Below are 16,115 nucleotides of genomic sequence, written 5' to 3'. Positions count from 1 at the left end.
TGAGCATTATGCAAAAGGGCTGAGGCAATGGAATTATTCGTTTCCTACATTTTCAGATGGTCGCCATCCGTTCGTCCGATAGTATTCCACCATTTTCTTGACGATAGCTTTTGCGGTCCTGTCCGCGTCTTCATGGCCGTCGCTCAACGCCTCCTTCGTGATGGCGCGCGCACTGTGGATGCCAAACCCGATCGGATTCCAGGCGCTGACAATGACCCCAGGCATGGAGCCGCTATCGGCCTTGACGGTAAAGTCCAGAAGATCCGTCAATTGCGTTCCACGTTCATCATATAATATAACATGGGATTGCAGGCGGCTTTTTCCTGTCCCGAAACCGACCAGTTCACGCGTCCAGGCACTGCCGGTCTGGAGTGTGCCGATATCGACCACGAGCGCAAGATCACGACCGTTCGCATGAGGCGTCGTCTCCGATGGGTCGGCAGGGTACGCGACGATATGAGCCTTCTCCAGGCTTTTCGCCAGGCCGGCGGCCAGAGCCTGCATGTTGCGATCCAGGCGCGGTGCATTCTGCGCCGTTCGGGGCATGCTGGTCGTCACGGTCACGGCAACCGGGGCGACAGGTTGTCTATCGGTCATGGTCACGGGATTCTGGACATGAGCGCCGGCACAGGACGTGAGGAGCAGAACCGCTCCGATCGCCGGGATTTTTCCTGCGACCACCGTGGAGCGGCCCTTCAAAAAGAACGGCGTCATGGCATCGGGCGCGCCGGATACACGTAGGCAGGAGCGGGCGCCACGATGACCGCAGGCGGATAGACGACCGGGCGCGGTGCGACATAGACCGGATAAGGATAACCGTAAGGATAGGGATAAGGATGCGCTGCCGCACCGATCGCGGCACCTGCGGCGACGCCGGCCGCAACAGCCCCCGCCCCGCGCCAGGGGGCGTAGCAACATGGACCGGGCACCGGGTGAACATACGGGCCGGGCGCATGCACCGCAGCCACGCCGCCATGTGGCCCCCACCAGGTCGCCGTTCCGGCTCCGGCCGGAGCGGCAAATGCGATGAAAGCCGCGATGCCGATGGCGCCACCAAGCGCATGAGGAATTTTTGACATTCTTCGCCTCCAATTCAGGAATTGTTTATTTTTCTTCAGGATTGCGGATGCCAGTCATCGGGCGTCAGATATCCTTTGCCGCTGGTATCCATCTGGGCGAATTTTTCGTCGAGCCGCGCCTTCTGGTCCTCGGGCGCGAGCCGGCTGAACATGGCGGCGCGCATGCCGCCGGACGACGCCATCCGGGCTCTGGCAAACGCCTCGAATTCGTCTTGCGAGACGCGCCCGTCGTGATTCGCGTCAGCCGCCTGGAAACTCGCCATGCGTCGGTCGCCGGAACCGTCCTGCGCGAACGCCATGTCACTCAGAGCCGGTCCGACCGTGCCCAGGATGAGCGGCGAAAGAAGGACAAAAGCTCCGATCCTGATCGCGAATTCTTTGAAAGCGTCGGACATGCTGACCTCCGTTCGGTTGTCCAATGCTGTTACGGACGGAGGACTGGAATACGACGGGGGCGGCGCAATTTTTCAAGGACCGACAGGCACCGGGTAGATCACGGCTGGTGGCGGATAGGCGATAACGGGCGGCGGTCCATAGGCCATCGGTGGTGGAGGCAGTTGCTCGCCATGGCCGACCATGCATTGGGCATATGCGCCGTCATAACGATACTGGAGCGTCTGGCCGGTCTGCCGCGCGCGACCCGCCCCGATGACCGAACCGAGCAGGAGGCCGCTTCCCGCACCGATCGCTGCGCCGTTCCCGGCATTGCCGGTCACGCTTCCGAGCAAAGCGCCCGAAGCGGCGCCGATGCCAGTGCCGAGAACGGCGCCTTTCAGGCCGCTCGATGCAGCACCCTGCGACGGCGTCTCGCCCGTCTGCGTCTGTGCGTAGAGACGGCATTGGGCATCATTCTTCTGGAACGTCGCGAAATTTTCATCGGGACGAGGCATGATCGTGAAACTTGGTGCGACCGGAGCGGGCGACGTGCACGCCGCAAGCGTAAGAGCGCCAAGCAGGGGGATCACGGTCCGCCCGAAGAAGAAGAGTGGCGTGCGCGTGGAGAATTGTCTTTGAAACATGAAGCCTGACCCACCAGGGTTGAGGTAGAACGCATGGTCGCGCTGGCGACCATGCGTTCTACGGATGACGGATCGGCGTCCCCCGGATCAGGCGTTTCAGCGGTATCCTGCTTTGCCAAAAAATGGATCAGAGATCCGGCCGCTGGTGTGGCGCGGCACTGACCAGCGCACGGCGCCCCGCTGGAGACAGACGGCCCATGGCCTCGACCAGAGCGTCACTGAACGTGCCGACGAAGACATTCCACGCGGCCCGCCATTGTTGCATGGCGGCGCGGGTCGCCACCGGGTCGAATTGCGGCGCCAGCAATTGACGGTCGATTTCCGCGCGGGCCCGCGCGAGGTTTTCCTGTGCCTGGGCATAGCGTGGCGCCTCCTGGCGCAATACCGTGCGGAAAGCCTCCGCGTCCTTTGAATCGAGCCGGGACGTCACATGCTGCAGAACACGCATGAGAACAGGTGCGTTACCCTCACGATGGCGCAGATATTGACCGCCGACGACGGCAACGAGAAAGAGATTCAGCAGGAGCGAACCGGCCAGCATCCATCGGCGAGGCCCGCCGTTCGCGTCGTAAAAAATCATGATCCGCCACCACTTACTGGAATCACAAGAAGCGAATTGAGCAGGTCGCCCGCCCCGCCGGACGACTGCACCCATCCCAGCCACAGACCGCCTGTTACGGCAAAGGCGCAGCCGAGTACCAATCCCGCGCGACGGACGACGACAAGGCTGTCTGCCGTCATCGCCCAGGCTGGCTGCGCGCGTGGCCGATGGAAAATAAAGCGCCGCCATCCACGCGATGGGCTCATTTTCCCGCTTTGCTCAGCGATCCGCCCGGCCACGCCTGCGCGCAGGCGCGTCAGGGCGGCATGCGTGTCTTCATGGGCGCTCCGGATATGCAACTCCGCGTCCTGGGCATCGAACGCACGAGCAATGACAGCATCCATGTCCTGCTGTTCCCGCAAGACGGCACGGGCCTCCGGAGACTGTGCAAGAAGCGTTTCCGCCAGTCCACGATCGGCCGCAGGCCAGCGGGAGAGATCCGCGCCGTAGCATTCCGCCAGAGCACGGAATTTTTTCTGCGTCATCATGAGCTTTGTCCCCTTTCCGTGTGCCCTCCCCTCCCCAGCGCCTCCCGCAGGAGTGTGCGTCCCCGCGCGAGCAGCCGTTCCACCGCCTTGGCCGAAAGCCCCATGCGGCGTGCCGCTTCCGCGCCGGACAGGCCTTCGTCATACACCAGAGCCATCGCCGCCCGTTGCCTGGGCGGTACGGCCTGAAGCGCGGTGACGAGCGCCTGGTGTTCCTGTATCGCATCCAGACGGCTTTCAGCGGACAGCCCATCATCGATCATGTCGAATCCTTCAGGCAGCGGCTCCGGCTGCTTCCGGCGGGCAAGATCGATGCTGAGATTGACGATGACCCGGTAGAGCCAGGTGGTAAACCGAGCGCGCGAACCGTCGAAATCGCGCGCGTGACTCCATGCCCGCACGAAGGCGTCCTGCACCAGATCCTCTGCCGCTTCGACATTGCGGGTCAGGCGACAGGCCGTACGCAGCGCATACGGACCATGCCTGAGCACGATCTGATCGAATGCGTCACGATCCCCCATTCCCGACCAGCGCAGAAGATCGTCATCGGACGCCTCGCCATAGCGCCGACGCTCATCCGCCATCGACCGATACCCCACCCCTCTGTGGCTTGGAGCCGCGCATTCGGCAAGCTGCACGCCGATCATCCTGCTGAAGCGCCATCCTGTCATGCCATTCCGCCGTGTCCGATGCTGGCGATGATACGGCGGATGATCGACCATCCCCCGCCAGCGGACCAAAATTCTCCAGCCACGCTTTTTTTACGCTGGAACCGGGGGAGCAAGCCTTACAGACCGTAACAATGGCATGACACACGCTCATCCCACCTCAGTGATCCGTGGCACGACATTCGCCAAAGTCGCCAGCATGCTGACGCTGCTGCTCCTCGGTGGCTGTGCAGGCACCACGGTCAGCCACCGCCACAGCGGCCGCAAGCCCGGACTGATCGCGACCGCGGCGGTAACGCTCGGAACGGCCGTCCCGATCCACATGGCGATCGGGGGTGGCCTCAACCTGCTGCTCGGCCGTCGGGAGGGAACGGACGCCGATCTGCGCAACGCGACGGGTGCCATCACGCGCGAAGTTCTTGCCTGTTACCGGGCCATGGGCTGGAGTGCCCCCGCATGAGGTTTCCCCGGCCAGTATCCCTGCGCGGGCAGATGGCACTTCTGCTCGGCGGAAGTTCGGTCGTCATGCTGGCGATGGCGGCGGCGGCGTTCCTGACTCTGCGCACCGAGGAACCAATGCCGCCGCCCGGTCCGTGGCCCGACGCCATCGGCATCGCCACCACGTTGCGTGCGATCAAGGCGGTTCCGGCGCCGGAGCAGTCCGCTATCGCGTCGACGCTCTCCACGCCGGACCTGGTCGTCGTCCTGAACACCGACACCCCTTGTCGGCCGGAAACGGACGCTTTCGCGACACGAAGACTGCGGCGCGCACTCTATGCACTGGAGATGCCTGCCATGACGGCCCCCCTCGTCATGAATTGCGCCAGTGACGCCTGGCGGCCGGGATTTACCCATGTCAGCTTCGACGTCCCGAGGGCGACTTTTCTCGTCCGCAACTACGCCCGGGTCAGCGGACCGGGCATGATGCTGGCGACGTTGCCCTTTGCGCTCTGGATCGGAACGATTGCTGCCGGTACTGCTGTGCTGCTGTTATGGTCGGCATGGTCTATCCGCCGTCCGCTGGGACTGTTGGCGGACGCCGTATCGCAGTACGAAGCTCAGGATCGACCCGCACCGATCGATGAGACGGGGCCATCCGAGGTCCGGGGCGTCATCCGCGCGTTCAATGCGCTACAGGAACGTCTCGCCCGATCGAGTGAAGCACGGATCTGTGCCCTCATGGGCGTCGCGCATGATCTGCGCACGCCCCTGACGCGCCTCGCATTACGGGTGGAAATGGGTGACGAATATACGCGAAGGGAGGGTATGAAACGGGACATAGGCCTTATGAAACGCATGCTGGACGATGCCATGTCGCTGTTCCGGGGCTATGACGAGACGGAAGACTGGCAAGTCGTCGACCTCGCGGCCCTCGCGCAGGAGGTGAGCGCCGACTTCGCCGCCGTGGACCGCTCGGTGCGGAACCTGGCTGAATCCCCGATCCTCCTGCGCTGCCAACCATTGGCCATGACGCGGGCGCTCGGAAACCTGATCGAAAACGGATGTCGGCATGCGCATAACGTGTCTGTCACTCTGCGCGAAGACGATTCCGAGATCATCCTGGAGGTCAGCGACGATGGCCCTGGCATGCCTTCACGGCAACGGCGGGCGGCACTGCCGGGAGACACGCGAAAGGTTCCGGAGCGCGCCGATTGCGACGGACATCTTGGTCTCGGTCTGCCGATCGTCGCTGAAATCGTTCGCCGACATCAGGGACACATGGCGCTGCTCGATGCGACCCCATGCGGCCTCATGGTACGGATTGTTCTGCCCCGCATTCTTTCTTCAGGTGCGTCGCGGCCAGACACGATGGCGGGCCGCCGGCACGCCGACATGCTGTGGTCCGATGTCAATTACGGCATCGCGGTCGAGTAATTGATGGAGCAACCGGCCAGTCCGGCTCCAATACTAAAAATACCACGATGAGGGAAATGGAAATGCGGGACGATTTTTTGATTGAAAAGAACAAACAGGTCGTACTCGACTTCAACATGCAGGTGATCGTGGCGGGAAACAGGGACGCCTTCGATGCGCTTATGAGACGAGATTTCGTCAACCGCTCGGCCCCGCCCGGCGCGCCCAATGGTCCGGAAAGCATGTGGAACACCTTCGAACATATTCTTCGGCCGGCATTGGGAAACCTGACTGTGGAAATACACGACCAGGTCGCCGAAGGGGACGAGGTCACGACGCGAAAGACCATCAATGGCGTCCATATCGGCCCCTTCATGGGTGTTCCCGCGACCGGCAAGCCTGTCACCATCAACGTCATCGACATCGTTCGCGTGGAACAGGGGCAGTATGCGGAACATTGGGGAATCAACGATCTCGCATCGGTTCTGGCGCGACTCAATAACCGGGCTTGAAACATGAGAGGTCGCATGGGCGACCCGCAGGCTCGCAGGCCTCCGGGTCGCCGCCTTCACATGCCTTATGCCCGAAAACGTCGCTACACCCGCTCAAGGCAATGATTCGACCAACATGCCCGCCATCATTGCAACGGCGAACACCGCGCCGTCACCTTGCGCGAGCCCCAGTGACACGATAGCCGGTCCAGGACATAACCCCGCCAACCCCCAGCCGATCCCGAACAATGCCGCCCCGCCGATGAGGCGGCGATCGATCGCGGTTCGGGTGGGCAGGTCGAAATGTTCGGTGCAGACGGGCCGACTCATCCTGCGCGACAGACGATAACCCAGAAAAGAGACCGAGACCGCGCCGCCCAATACGAAGATCAGGCTTGGGTCCCACGCTCCGGCGAGGTCGAGGAATCCCAGCACGCGCGCCGGATCGACCATACCGGACAGGGCGAGGCCGAAGCCAAACAGCAGACCACAGCCAAGGGCAACGATGATGTTCACGATCCACCGCCCATCAGGTGCCGGGTGACGAACACCGTGATGAACGCCGTGATCATGAAGGTGGCGACGGCCGCCGCCGAACGCCTGGACAGGCGAGCCAGTCCACAGACGCCGTGCCCGCTGGTACAGCCCGATCCCAGCCGGGTACCGAAACCGACCAGCAGCCCAGCCAGCACGAGCACGGGCCAGGAAGCGGCGATATGGACAGCCGGCCATCTCCCGGTACAGGCCCGATAGAGCGGCCCGGCCAGGAGGAGCCCCGCGATGAAAGCGGCGTTGCCGGCGGTCGCGCGGTTCCGGGGCCCGAGAAGGCCGCCGAGAATGCCGCTGATGCCGGCGACCCGCCCGTCGAGCAGCAGGAAGAGCGCCGCCGAGAGGCCGATCAGCATGCCTCCGCAAGCCGCCTGGATGTCATGCGCCCAGTTCATGCGCGTCTCCTCCTGCCTGTGCTCACGGCAGCAGGCGGCGCGCGCAGGCGACGGCCAGCAGGTAAAGCGCAAGATAGAGCGCGGGAATAAAGAAGATGATTCGTTCCAGATCGCCCAACATGGTCAGATCTCCCGTTCCGAAGCCTGTTCATCCTGCGCATCCAGCAGGATGGCGCCGGCGCCGGCGATGAGGATGATCATCACCGTGCCGACCACCCAGGCGAAATACCATGGCCCCTGGTCGCCGACGAAGACGGCGAACAGAAGCGAGACGACCAGGGCGACGGCCAGCCCGGTCAGGCGCATGATGCTCATGACATGATCCTCAGTAGCTGTGGGTATCGTGGATGACGTCGGCTGTGCGGACCTTGCCGCGCATGACGTAATAACACCACGATGTGTAGGACAGGATGATCGGCACGAAGATCGCCGCCACCACCAGCATGCAGGCCAGCCCGTAGGCGCTGGCGGTGCTGTTCCAGATCGTCAGGCTCTGGTCCGGCGTGGTGGCGGAGGGCATGAGGAAGGGAAACATCGCGGTGCCGACGGTGCCGATCGTGCCGATCCACGACCCCACACCGGTCCACCAGGCAAGGACCGGACGGTCGGCGCGCACCATCAGCGTGCCGAACAGCATGCAGGCGACGCCCAGAAGCGGGATCAGCCACAATGCCGGGTGGGCCTGGAAGTTTTCCAGCCAGCCGCCGGCGCTGACGGTGACATGCTGGCCCTGGATCGGATTGGCGGGCATGCCGGGATCGGCATCGGTCAGGCGGAAGCCGTTCAGGCGGCTGATCCACACGCCGCCGGTTGCGAACAGGATTGCAGCGGCGATGCCGCCGCGCATCGCATAGCGCCGCGCGCGACCGTGGATCGGTTCCTCGGAGCGCAGCATCAGCATGACTCCGCCCTGATAGACGCTGAGGGCGACCGACATCAGGCCGCACAGGATCGCGAACGGATTGACCAGGTAGGACAGGAACGATTCGTCCTGGTAATACTGGCCGGTCCAGCCGAAATGGTAGCCCACGCCCTCCAGCACGTTGCCGAAGGCGGCACCGTAGATGAACATCGGCAGCGCGCCGGAGACCAGGAAGGCGACGTCCCAGCTGGCGCGCCAATGCCGGCTGTCGGCCTTGGAGCGGTATTCGAACGCCACCGGCCGCAGGATCATGCTGAACAGCAGCAGGATCATGACGACGTAGAAGACCGAGAACGAGGTGGCGTACAGCGTGGGGAAGGCAGCGAAGATCGCGCCGCCGCCCAGGATGAACCACACCTGGTTGCCGTCCCAGTGCGGGCCGATGATGTTCAGCGCCGTACGGCGTTCGCCGTCATTGCGGCCGACGAAGCGCAGCAGCGTGCCTACGCCCATGTCCATGCCGACCATCACGCCCAGCCCGATGAACAGGATGCCGAGAATGGCGGCCCAGAGCAGTTTCAGAATTGCGTACGAATCCATTTTGACGACTTTCCCTTATGAGGACAGGGAGGACACGATGGAAAACGCATCCTTCCGATCATGCGCGACCGTCAGGTGCGACCCGTGTGCGCCATGCGCGCCGTGATCGGGGCCGAGGCGGGCGTATTTGAACATCAGGAACAGTTCGGCGGCGATGAAGGCGGAGTAGAGCAGCGCGAAGCCGGCCAGGGAGAAGATCATGTATCCGACGCTGTGGCTGGAGGCCGACAGGAACGTGGGCAGGCGGTTGAAGACCGTCCAGGGCTGGCGGCCGGCCTCGGCGGTGATCCAGCCGAATTCGGTGGCCAGGATCGGCAGCGGGATCGACCACATGCACAGTTTCAGCAGCAGCCGGTTGCGTTCCAGCCGGTTCTTCAGGCTGACATAGGCCGACAGGGCGAAGACGGCGAAGAACCACAGCGACAGGAACACCATGATCCGGAACGACCAGAAGGTGACGAACACGTTCGGCAGGATGTCCGGCTCGGTCTGCCGCACCACGCTGTCCATCTCGGCGGCGGAAATGGCGGTCACGTCCTGACCGGGGGCATGACGCATGGCCAGGAAGCCGAAGCCCATGTCGGCCTCATGCGCCCTGAACTGCGCCAGGTCCGCCGGGTCGTGCCCCTGGCCGTAGCGGCGTAGTGCCGACAGGGCCTGGATGCCCGAAACGATGCGGGGGCCGGCCTGTTCTTCCAGTTCGGTCATGCCGGTGATCGGCGTGTCGAAGCTGTGGGCGACCAGCGGCGTCAGCACGAAGGGCACGCCGATTTCCAGATGGTTTTCCTGTTTCGCGTCATCGGGCAGGGCGAAGGCCAGCCAGGGTTCGAACGGCGGCTTGCTGGTGTGCCACAGCCCTTCGATCGCGGCGATCTTGGTGGGCTGGTGTTCATAGTCCAGCCGGCCCAGCACGTCGCCCAGCGTGATGACGGCGACGGTGGAGATGATGCCGAACAGCGCCGCCATGCGGAAGGATCGCGCCGCGAAAGCCTTGTGCTGGCCGCGCAGGATATAGAACGCGCTGATACCCATGACGAACATTGCCGCCGAGATGTAGCCCGCCACCGAGGTATGGACGAACTTGGCCTGCGCGTCGGGGTTGAAGATCACCTTCACCACGCTGTCGAACTGCATGCGCATGGTGTCGGGGTCGAAATGCGCACCCTCGGGCATGTTCATGCTGGCGTTGGCCACCAGAATCCACAGGGCCGACAGGTTCGAGCCCAGCGCGACCAGGTAGGTGACGGCCAGGTGCGCCGGACGGCTGAGGCGGTCCCAGCCGAAGAACATCAGCCCGACGAAAGTGGATTCCATGAAGAACGCCATGAGGCCTTCGATGGCCAGCGGCGTGCCGAACATGTCGCCGAAGAAGCGGGAATACATCGACCAGTTGGTGCCGAATTCGAATTCCATCGTGATGCCGGTGGCGACGCCGATGGCGAAGTTGATGCCGAACAGCTTGCCCCAGAACTGGGCCATGTCCTTGTAGATCTGCCGGCCGGTGACGACGTACACCGTCTCCATCGCCGCCAGCATGAAGGTCAGCCCCAATGTCAGCGGCACGAACATGAAATGGTACAGCGCAGTCAGCGCGAACTGGAATCGCGACAAGTCGACGACCCCAGGATTGATAAGCTCCACGATCAATTCTCCTGATCTTTGCAGTCTGGCCCGCGCGGCGTGGGCGCGGACGTCATTGTCGTGTCCTGCGACACGCAGCCATCGTCATGTCATCGCGGCCTCCCGCGAGATGTCGCGACCTCGTGGAAGCGGCGATCGGCGATCTCTACCGTCCGGTCCAGAAAGGGCAGGATGGCCGTGCGATGCGTGATGCACAGGAGGGTCGCATCATGCGGCAGGGAAGCCACGAGACCGGCCATCACCGCCTGCTCGGTCGCCGCGTCCAGTCCTTCGGTCGGCTCGTCGAGGATCAGCCAGCGCGGACGGCGCAGCACCACGCATGCCAGTGCCAGCCGCCGCCCCTGGCCGCCGGACAGGCGCAGCCCGGCTTCGCCGATCAGCGTGTCCAGGCCGGCAGAAGCCTCACGCACAAAGGTTGCCAGTTGGGCGATTTCGAGCGCTGCCCACATCGCGGCCTCGTCCGCCGTGGGGCATGCCATGGCCAGGTTGCGGCGGATGCTGCCCTGGAACAGGTGGGCGTCCTGCGCCATGACGCCCACCAGGCCGGGCAGTGCGTCCGGGGCCAAGGCGCGGGCCTCGACCCCGCCGAAGCGGATTGTGCCTTCCTGATAGCCATGGAAACCGAACAGCAGGCCGGCGACCGTGCTCTTGCCCGCACCGGATGGCCCGACGAGGGCCACACGTTCGCCCTGGCGGATCGTGAGGCCGGCATGACGCAACACCCAGTCTTCGTCCGGGGCGTACCGCATGCCGAGATCGCGCACTTCCAGGTCCAGCGGCGCGGCCGGCGACAGCGACCCGCTGGCCGGCAGGGGTGGTACGGCGCAGGCCGCACGCACGCGCCGGCCGGCCAGCAGGGCGTGGCGCGCCGTCTGCCGCGCCGCCGGCAGCGGGGCCACGCTTTCGAACGCAGCCAGCGCCCCCAGGCCGAGCATCGGCAGGCAGGCGGCGGACAGAAGGCCGGCATGCCGCGCCGCCGACGCACAGGCCAGCACCCCCAGCGCGGTCAGCACGGCCACCACGCCGACCAGTGCCCGCGCGCCGCCCTCGATTGCCGCCAGACGCAGGCGGGCCTGCCGGATCGTCGTCTGGCGGGCATCCAGGCGGCGGCACATCGCATCCCCGGCCCCCAGGAACGCGATTTCGTCCAGGCCTTGCAGGATGTCCACCAGGTCGCCATGCATCGCGTCCTGATGAGCGGCGATCCGGGCGGTCGCCCGGTCCGACAGGTGGCCGGCCGCCAGCGGCAGGGCCACGCCGCATGCCAGCAGCCCCGCCGCCAGCACGATTCCGGCAGAAGGAACGAAGGCGGCGATGATGCAGACATAAACGAGCCCGCAGACCGCCGCCGCCGCGAACGGCACCCCGACATCCAGATAAGCGTGGCCCACGCGCTCGGTGTCCGACACGAAGCGGAAAAGCTGTTCGCCGCTGCGCTGGCGCGACAGATGCGCCGGCGGCTGCCGAACCAGCCGCCCGAAGCTCCAGGCCCGAAACTGGCCGACCAGGCGCAGCGTCGCATCGTGGGTCACGACCCGTTCGCCGTACCGGGCCAGAATGCGGAGCGTCGCCAGAAAGCGGACGCCCGCCGCCGGCAGGGCCATGTTGAAGGCATGGGCTGCGACCGACCCCGCCAGTCCGGCGGCGGCCGCTGCCGCCAGCAGCCAGCCGGACAGTACCAGCAGGCCGAAATTTGCCAGCGCGGCCAGGCAGGCCAGGGCCAGCCCGCCCAGCATCCGGCGGCCGACCGGCCCCGTCGGTGCAACCAGGGACGAAAGCCGTCTCATGCCGCTGCCCTCTCGCTGATGGACAGGGGGCGGAGTGCACCGCCCGCGACCGAGAACAGACGATCGGCCTGTGCGATTACCGCCTGCCGGTGCGTCGTGACGATGACGATCCGCCCCGGTACGGCGTGCCGGATGGCCTCTGCGACTCGCTTCTCGCTCTCAGGATCGAGGTCGGCCGTCGGTTCGTCCAGGATCAGGATGGCCGGATCGCGCACCAGGGCCCGCGTCAGGGCCAGGCGCCGCGCCTGCCCGCCGGACAGGCGGGCGCCGCGTTCGCCGACGGGTGTATCGAAACCCTGGGGCAGTGCCTCGATGAACGCCAGGGCGTCGGCTTGGGCCGCCGCCGCGCGCAGCCGCGCCAGATCCGCGTCCGGAGCGCCCAGGCGCAGGATGTCGGCAACGGTGCCGAACGGCAGGCAGGGACGCTGCGGCACCCAGCCGATCCGGTCGCGCCAGGGACCTGCGACCGCCTGCCCCCCTTCGTCCAGCGCGACGACGCGGCCCGCCGACGGCGCCAGCAGGCCCAGCAGCAGGCGCATCAGGGTTGTCTTGCCCGCTCCGCTTTCGCCGACCACCACCGTCAGTTCGTCGCGGAGGAACTGGCAGGAGGCATGCTCCAGAACCGGTGCGCCGCCGGCATCGTAGCCGGCCGAGAGATCCGCGCACGCGATGGCTGCGACCGCTCCCCGCAGGGGCTCCGCCGGCGCAACCGCGGCCGGAGCCTCGGGCAATGCCAGCAGGGCGGCAACGCGCCGCATCGCGACGGTCGCATTCTGCCGGGCATGATAGCTGGCGGAAAAGGCCCGTAACGGCATGAAATATTCGGGGGCCAGCAGCAGGACCAGGAAGGCGGTGCGAAAATCGGCATGGCCGGCCAGCAGGCGCGCGCCGAACACGACCGCCACCAGGGCGATCGACAGGCTGGCGAAGAATTCCAGCGCCGCCGAGGTCAGGAACGCCACCCGCATGACCGACAGGGTGGTCCGGCGGTAATCGTCGGCCATGCAGGCGACGGCCGCCGCCGCCTGGCGCGCGTGACCGAACAGACGCAAGGTCGTCATGCCCTGCAGGAAATCGAGAAAGCTGCTGCCCAGCAGCAGGAGCTGGGTCCATTGCCGGTCCATGATCGCCTGCGCGCGATAGCCGACCAGCGCCATGAACAGCGGGATCAGCGGCCCCGTGCAGGCCAGGATCGCGAAGCTCCAGCCGTCCAGGCCCGCCACGCAGGCCAGGATCATCAGCGGCATGACCGCCATCATCGCGGCGCGCGGCAGGTAATGGGCCACATAAGGTTCCAGGGCATCGATCCCGTCGGTCAGGGTGGTCACGGCCTCCCCGGCGCCGAGGCCCGCCATGCCCAGAGGACCGACCCGCAGCAGATGGGCCAGCACGTCGGCGCGCAGCGCGGTCGCGACCTTCATCCCTGCCGTGGCGGCCGCCATGTCGGCCAGCCAGACCAGGAGCGCCCGGCCGGCCAGCAGGGCCGCCAGCCAGCCCGCACGGCCGGCTTCCGCGCCGAACCCATGGGATTGAAAGGCCAGATCGGCGACGATGCGTGCCAGGACGATCAGTTGCAGCACCAGCATGGCCGCCGCCGCACCATTCAGGACGACCGCCACGCCCAGCCACCGACCGGCGCGCGATGCCAATCCCGTCAGGCCACTGTCCCCCGTCCGCATCGACTGCGCACTTTCACCTACCCATATGGCAGGGCTGAATATACTTTCATATACTATGAAAGTATCATTTAATATAATTATGAAATTATATGCGGTCAAGGGACCGTGATTGCGCCCATGAGGGACTGCGACCGAAGCGTGACGATATCGGGCGAGGCCAGGTCGGGCATGATCGCCGCGGCGAGCAGGTTCGGACCAAGGGGAGCGCGCGCTGCCGTGCATATTCGACGCCTGCCGAATGCGGCACGTGTCACCCGGCGCTTTTCAGGACGATCCCGTCGACGGATGCAGGCTTCCGTCGGGATGTGGGGGCGTTATTCCCCGTCCGTTGTCATGCCAACGCGAGCAAATACCGCCCCGGCTTCTTCGTGCGCGATGCGGGGCGTGCGGCCGATGTCGGGTCGGAGCTGGATGTCGATGCTGGATTGCGCATATCGCATGCCCAGCAGCAACCGCACCCACTTCTCTTCCTCGGTATCCGCGAAGCTGTAGAATATCGTGCGGGATTCGCGTTCCGTGCGCAGGATGCCCGCTCGGCGCAGGATGCCGAGCTGCTGGCTGAGGACCGGCTGGCCGATCCCTGTGCTGCTTTCCAGTGCGCTGACGGCGCGGGGACCATCGAGCAGCTGCACCAGGATCAGCAATCGCTGCGGCTGGGCGAACAGCTTCAGCCGCTCGGCCAGTTCCTTTGCGCCATCCGCCGTCAGAACGCTCATGCGCCCATGTCCGGCCGGGTGCGCATGAACCATGCAGGCCCTGCCGCGGCCGCGTCCTGCTGGGTCTGCACTGCGGGCATGACCGTGTCCTGGCCGGGCCGCCAGTCGGCCGGTGTCAGCACGCCTTCCGTCGTCACCTTCTGCAGGGCTGCGACCAGACGCAGCAATTCATCTACCGAGCGGCCGACCTGCATCGGATACCAGGTAATGGCCCGGATGACGCCCTGCGGGTCGATGGCATGCACCGTGCGGACCGTGGCGCTGCTTTCCGCGGTGAAGTCCAGCATGCCGTAGGCGCGGGCGACCGCCATGGATGGATCCTCGATGATCGGGAAAGGAACGGTTACCCCGAACTGGGCCCGAATGGCCTCGATCCACGCCAGATGCGCAGGCAGACTGTCCACCGAAAGCCCGATCAGGGCGCAATCCAGGGCCTGGAACCGCTCGAACGCTGCCGCGAAGGCCAGGAATTCGCTGGTGCAGACCGGCGTGAAATCGGCCGGGTGGGAAAATAACAGCACCCAGTGCCCCCGCAGGTCGCTGAGCCGCAGGCGCCCATGCGTGGTCCGGGCGATGAAATCCGGCGCCTCGTCGCCGATTTTGGGCGGAGCCGCGAGGGTTGTGGCGCAGGCCGTCGAAGAGGAATCGGTCATGCCTCCTTCATAAATCGCCCCCCGACCTTGACGCAAGGATGTTTCATTGTTAAATAAATTAATATACATTAGTTAAGATATATTCTTAACGAATAGGAGTTCGCCGTGTCCGATTCCGCACTGGCAACCGCCATCGCCCAGGTCCAGAAAGTCGAGCAGGGGTTGGCCCCAGCCCCCGTGGTCCGGACCTTCTTCGACGAGGCGACCTTTACCGCCACGCATGTGGTGCATGACCCCGCCACTCGGCAGGCCGCCATCATCGACAGCGTGCTGGACTACGAAGCCGCGTCGGGCCGGACCAGTCATACCACGGCGCAGAAGGTGGTCGATTACGTGCGGGACGCGGGACTGGAGGTGCAATGGCAGCTCGAAACCCATGCCCATGCCGACCATCTGTCGGCAGCCCCGTGGTTGCAGGCGCAACTGGGCGGCAGATTGGCCATCGGGACCGAGATCGTGCGCGTGCAGTCGGTGTTCGGCAAGATATTCAATGCCGGCACCGAATTCGCGCGTGACGGCTCGCAGTTCGACCGGCTGTTCCGGGACGGGGACCGATTCTCGATCGGGGGGATCGAGGCGATCGCCCTGCACGTACCCGGCCATACGCCCGCCGACATGGCGTTCGTCATCGGCGATGCCGCGTTTATCGGCGACACGCTGTTCATGCCCGACTATGGGACCGCGCGGGCCGATTTTCCCGGCGGCGAAGCGCGCCAGCTCTTCCGCTCGATCCGGCGCCTGATGGCGCTGCCTGACGCCACGCGCGTATTCCTGTGCCACGATTACAAGGCCCCCGGCCGCGACCATTTCGCCTGGGAAACCACGATCGGCGCCGAACGCCAGGGCAATATCCATGTACATGACGGGGTGAGCGAGGATGACTTCGCCGCGATGCGGACCGCGCGCGACGCCACCCTGTCGCTGCCCAACCTGATCATGCCTTCGGTGCAGGTCAACATGCGCGGCGGGCGCCTGCCCGAGCCGGAAGAGAACGGCACCCGCTACATCAAGATCCCGATCAACACACTCTGACGCC

The 16,115-nt window shown here is 65.2% G+C and carries 20 protein-coding genes; 4 read left to right on the top strand and 16 right to left on the bottom strand.

The window, feature by feature from the left end:
* Positions 1-33: 33 nt before the first annotated feature.
* The 7 genes from HLH36_RS08180 to HLH36_RS08150 form a co-directional block, all read right to left on the bottom strand.
* Complete coding sequence (locus tag HLH36_RS08180; RefSeq protein WP_182985905.1) at positions 34-714, bottom strand: DUF4410 domain-containing protein; 681 nt, start codon at positions 712-714, stop codon at positions 34-36.
* Positions 711-1,079: a hypothetical protein gene (locus tag HLH36_RS08175; protein WP_182985904.1), complete on the bottom strand. Its 369-nt coding sequence runs from the start codon at positions 1,077-1,079 to the stop codon at positions 711-713. Before HLH36_RS08175 ends, HLH36_RS08180 begins: the two co-directional genes overlap by 4 nt.
* Before the next feature lie 35 nt (positions 1,080-1,114).
* Positions 1,115-1,474, bottom strand: coding sequence for an EF-hand domain-containing protein (locus HLH36_RS08170; RefSeq protein ID WP_182985903.1), 360 nt, complete (start codon positions 1,472-1,474; stop codon positions 1,115-1,117).
* 72 nt (positions 1,475-1,546) lie between these two features.
* Complete coding sequence (locus tag HLH36_RS08165; RefSeq protein ID WP_182985902.1) at positions 1,547-2,098, bottom strand: glycine zipper family protein; 552 nt, start codon at positions 2,096-2,098, stop codon at positions 1,547-1,549.
* A gap of 127 nt (positions 2,099-2,225) precedes the next feature.
* Positions 2,226-2,678, bottom strand: a complete 453-nt coding sequence (locus HLH36_RS08160) for a periplasmic heavy metal sensor (RefSeq protein WP_182985901.1) — start codon at positions 2,676-2,678, stop codon at positions 2,226-2,228.
* A complete protein-coding gene (locus tag HLH36_RS08155; RefSeq protein WP_182985900.1) occupies positions 2,675-3,187 on the bottom strand; it encodes a hypothetical protein in 513 nt (170 codons plus the stop codon). The genes HLH36_RS08160 and HLH36_RS08155 overlap by 4 nt, the downstream gene beginning before the upstream one ends.
* Positions 3,184-3,831: a sigma-70 family RNA polymerase sigma factor gene (locus HLH36_RS08150; protein ID WP_246376574.1), complete on the bottom strand. Its 648-nt coding sequence runs from the start codon at positions 3,829-3,831 to the stop codon at positions 3,184-3,186. The genes HLH36_RS08155 and HLH36_RS08150 overlap by 4 nt, the downstream gene beginning before the upstream one ends.
* Positions 3,832-3,991: 160 nt before the next feature.
* Here HLH36_RS08150 and HLH36_RS08145 point away from each other — a divergent pair, with 160 nt between their 5' ends.
* The 3 genes from HLH36_RS08145 (at position 3,992) to HLH36_RS08135 (ending at position 6,218) form a co-directional block, all read left to right on the top strand.
* Complete coding sequence (locus HLH36_RS08145; protein ID WP_182985898.1) at positions 3,992-4,312, top strand: hypothetical protein; 321 nt, start codon at positions 3,992-3,994, stop codon at positions 4,310-4,312.
* Positions 4,313-4,344: 32 nt separating this feature from the next.
* Positions 4,345-5,727 carry an ATP-binding protein gene (locus tag HLH36_RS08140; protein ID WP_246376573.1) on the top strand — a complete coding sequence of 461 codons (1,383 nt, stop codon included), beginning with the start codon at positions 4,345-4,347 and terminating at the stop codon, positions 5,725-5,727.
* A gap of 62 nt (positions 5,728-5,789) precedes the next feature.
* Positions 5,790-6,218: an ester cyclase gene (locus HLH36_RS08135; RefSeq protein WP_246376572.1), complete on the top strand. Its 429-nt coding sequence runs from the start codon at positions 5,790-5,792 to the stop codon at positions 6,216-6,218.
* Positions 6,219-6,311: 93 nt separating this feature from the next.
* Here the strand turns inward: HLH36_RS08135 and HLH36_RS08130 are convergent, their stop codons facing one another.
* The 9 genes from HLH36_RS08130 to HLH36_RS08090 form a co-directional block, all read right to left on the bottom strand.
* On the bottom strand, positions 6,312-6,713 hold the full coding sequence (locus HLH36_RS08130; RefSeq protein WP_182985896.1) for a DUF6691 family protein: 402 nt from the start codon (positions 6,711-6,713) through the stop codon (positions 6,312-6,314).
* Positions 6,710-7,141 carry a YeeE/YedE family protein gene (locus HLH36_RS08125; protein ID WP_182985895.1) on the bottom strand — a complete coding sequence of 144 codons (432 nt, stop codon included), beginning with the start codon at positions 7,139-7,141 and terminating at the stop codon, positions 6,710-6,712. The genes HLH36_RS08130 and HLH36_RS08125 overlap by 4 nt, the downstream gene beginning before the upstream one ends.
* 123 nt (positions 7,142-7,264) lie before the next feature.
* The gene (locus tag HLH36_RS08120; protein WP_182985894.1) at positions 7,265-7,456 is read right to left on the bottom strand and encodes a hypothetical protein; all 192 of its coding nucleotides are present in this window, start codon (positions 7,454-7,456) and stop codon (positions 7,265-7,267) included.
* A 10-nt stretch (positions 7,457-7,466) separates the two neighbouring features.
* Complete coding sequence (gene cydB, locus HLH36_RS08115; protein WP_182985893.1) at positions 7,467-8,603, bottom strand: cytochrome d ubiquinol oxidase subunit II; 1,137 nt, start codon at positions 8,601-8,603, stop codon at positions 7,467-7,469.
* Between the two features lie 15 nt (positions 8,604-8,618).
* Entirely contained in the window at positions 8,619-10,244 is a 1,626-nt protein-coding gene (locus HLH36_RS08110; RefSeq protein ID WP_182985892.1) for a cytochrome ubiquinol oxidase subunit I, read from the bottom strand.
* Between the two features lie 89 nt (positions 10,245-10,333).
* On the bottom strand, positions 10,334-12,031 hold the full coding sequence (cydC, locus tag HLH36_RS08105; RefSeq protein ID WP_182985891.1) for a thiol reductant ABC exporter subunit CydC: 1,698 nt from the start codon (positions 12,029-12,031) through the stop codon (positions 10,334-10,336).
* Entirely contained in the window at positions 12,028-13,710 is a 1,683-nt protein-coding gene (cydD, locus tag HLH36_RS08100) for a thiol reductant ABC exporter subunit CydD (RefSeq protein ID WP_182985890.1), read from the bottom strand. Before cydD ends, cydC begins: the two co-directional genes overlap by 4 nt.
* A 314-nt stretch (positions 13,711-14,024) precedes the next feature.
* On the bottom strand, positions 14,025-14,426 hold the full coding sequence (locus HLH36_RS08095; protein ID WP_182985889.1) for an ArsR/SmtB family transcription factor: 402 nt from the start codon (positions 14,424-14,426) through the stop codon (positions 14,025-14,027).
* On the bottom strand, positions 14,423-15,079 hold the full coding sequence (locus tag HLH36_RS08090; RefSeq protein ID WP_182985888.1) for a peroxiredoxin: 657 nt from the start codon (positions 15,077-15,079) through the stop codon (positions 14,423-14,425). Before HLH36_RS08090 ends, HLH36_RS08095 begins: the two co-directional genes overlap by 4 nt.
* Before the next feature lie 105 nt (positions 15,080-15,184).
* Between HLH36_RS08090 and HLH36_RS08085 the strand changes: the two genes are divergently transcribed.
* Positions 15,185-16,111: an MBL fold metallo-hydrolase gene (locus HLH36_RS08085; RefSeq protein ID WP_182985887.1), complete on the top strand. Its 927-nt coding sequence runs from the start codon at positions 15,185-15,187 to the stop codon at positions 16,109-16,111.
* Positions 16,112-16,115 lie beyond the last annotated feature (4 nt).

Origin of the sequence: Gluconacetobacter aggeris, from assembly GCF_014174395.1 — a bacterium.
GTDB classification, from domain to species: Bacteria; Pseudomonadota; Alphaproteobacteria; order Acetobacterales; family Acetobacteraceae; genus Gluconacetobacter; species Gluconacetobacter aggeris.
The sequence above is the reverse complement of the archived record's forward strand: the minus strand, read 5'-3'. Positions and strand labels throughout refer to the sequence as shown.

Coding starts and splice junctions, on each gene's coding strand:
- HLH36_RS08180 (WP_182985905.1), bottom strand. CDS start 714: ATGACGCCGTTCTTTTTGAAGGGCCGCTCCACGGTGGTCGCAGGAAAA.
- HLH36_RS08175 (WP_182985904.1), bottom strand. CDS start 1,079: ATGTCAAAAATTCCTCATGCGCTTGGTGGCGCCATCGGCATCGCGGCT.
- HLH36_RS08170 (WP_182985903.1), bottom strand. CDS start 1,474: ATGTCCGACGCTTTCAAAGAATTCGCGATCAGGATCGGAGCTTTTGTC.
- HLH36_RS08165 (WP_182985902.1), bottom strand. CDS start 2,098: ATGTTTCAAAGACAATTCTCCACGCGCACGCCACTCTTCTTCTTCGGG.
- HLH36_RS08160 (WP_182985901.1), bottom strand. CDS start 2,678: ATGATTTTTTACGACGCGAACGGCGGGCCTCGCCGATGGATGCTGGCC.
- HLH36_RS08155 (WP_182985900.1), bottom strand. CDS start 3,187: ATGATGACGCAGAAAAAATTCCGTGCTCTGGCGGAATGCTACGGCGCG.
- HLH36_RS08150 (WP_246376574.1), bottom strand. CDS start 3,831: ATGATCGGCGTGCAGCTTGCCGAATGCGCGGCTCCAAGCCACAGAGGG.
- HLH36_RS08145 (WP_182985898.1), top strand. CDS start 3,992: ATGACACACGCTCATCCCACCTCAGTGATCCGTGGCACGACATTCGCC.
- HLH36_RS08140 (WP_246376573.1), top strand. CDS start 4,345: ATGGCACTTCTGCTCGGCGGAAGTTCGGTCGTCATGCTGGCGATGGCG.
- HLH36_RS08135 (WP_246376572.1), top strand. CDS start 5,790: ATGCGGGACGATTTTTTGATTGAAAAGAACAAACAGGTCGTACTCGAC.
- HLH36_RS08125 (WP_182985895.1), bottom strand. CDS start 7,141: ATGAACTGGGCGCATGACATCCAGGCGGCTTGCGGAGGCATGCTGATC.
- HLH36_RS08120 (WP_182985894.1), bottom strand. CDS start 7,456: ATGAGCATCATGCGCCTGACCGGGCTGGCCGTCGCCCTGGTCGTCTCG.
- cydB (WP_182985893.1), bottom strand. CDS start 8,603: ATGGATTCGTACGCAATTCTGAAACTGCTCTGGGCCGCCATTCTCGGC.
- cydC (WP_182985891.1), bottom strand. CDS start 12,031: ATGAGACGGCTTTCGTCCCTGGTTGCACCGACGGGGCCGGTCGGCCGC.
- cydD (WP_182985890.1), bottom strand. CDS start 13,710: ATGCGGACGGGGGACAGTGGCCTGACGGGATTGGCATCGCGCGCCGGT.
- HLH36_RS08095 (WP_182985889.1), bottom strand. CDS start 14,426: ATGAGCGTTCTGACGGCGGATGGCGCAAAGGAACTGGCCGAGCGGCTG.
- HLH36_RS08090 (WP_182985888.1), bottom strand. CDS start 15,079: ATGACCGATTCCTCTTCGACGGCCTGCGCCACAACCCTCGCGGCTCCG.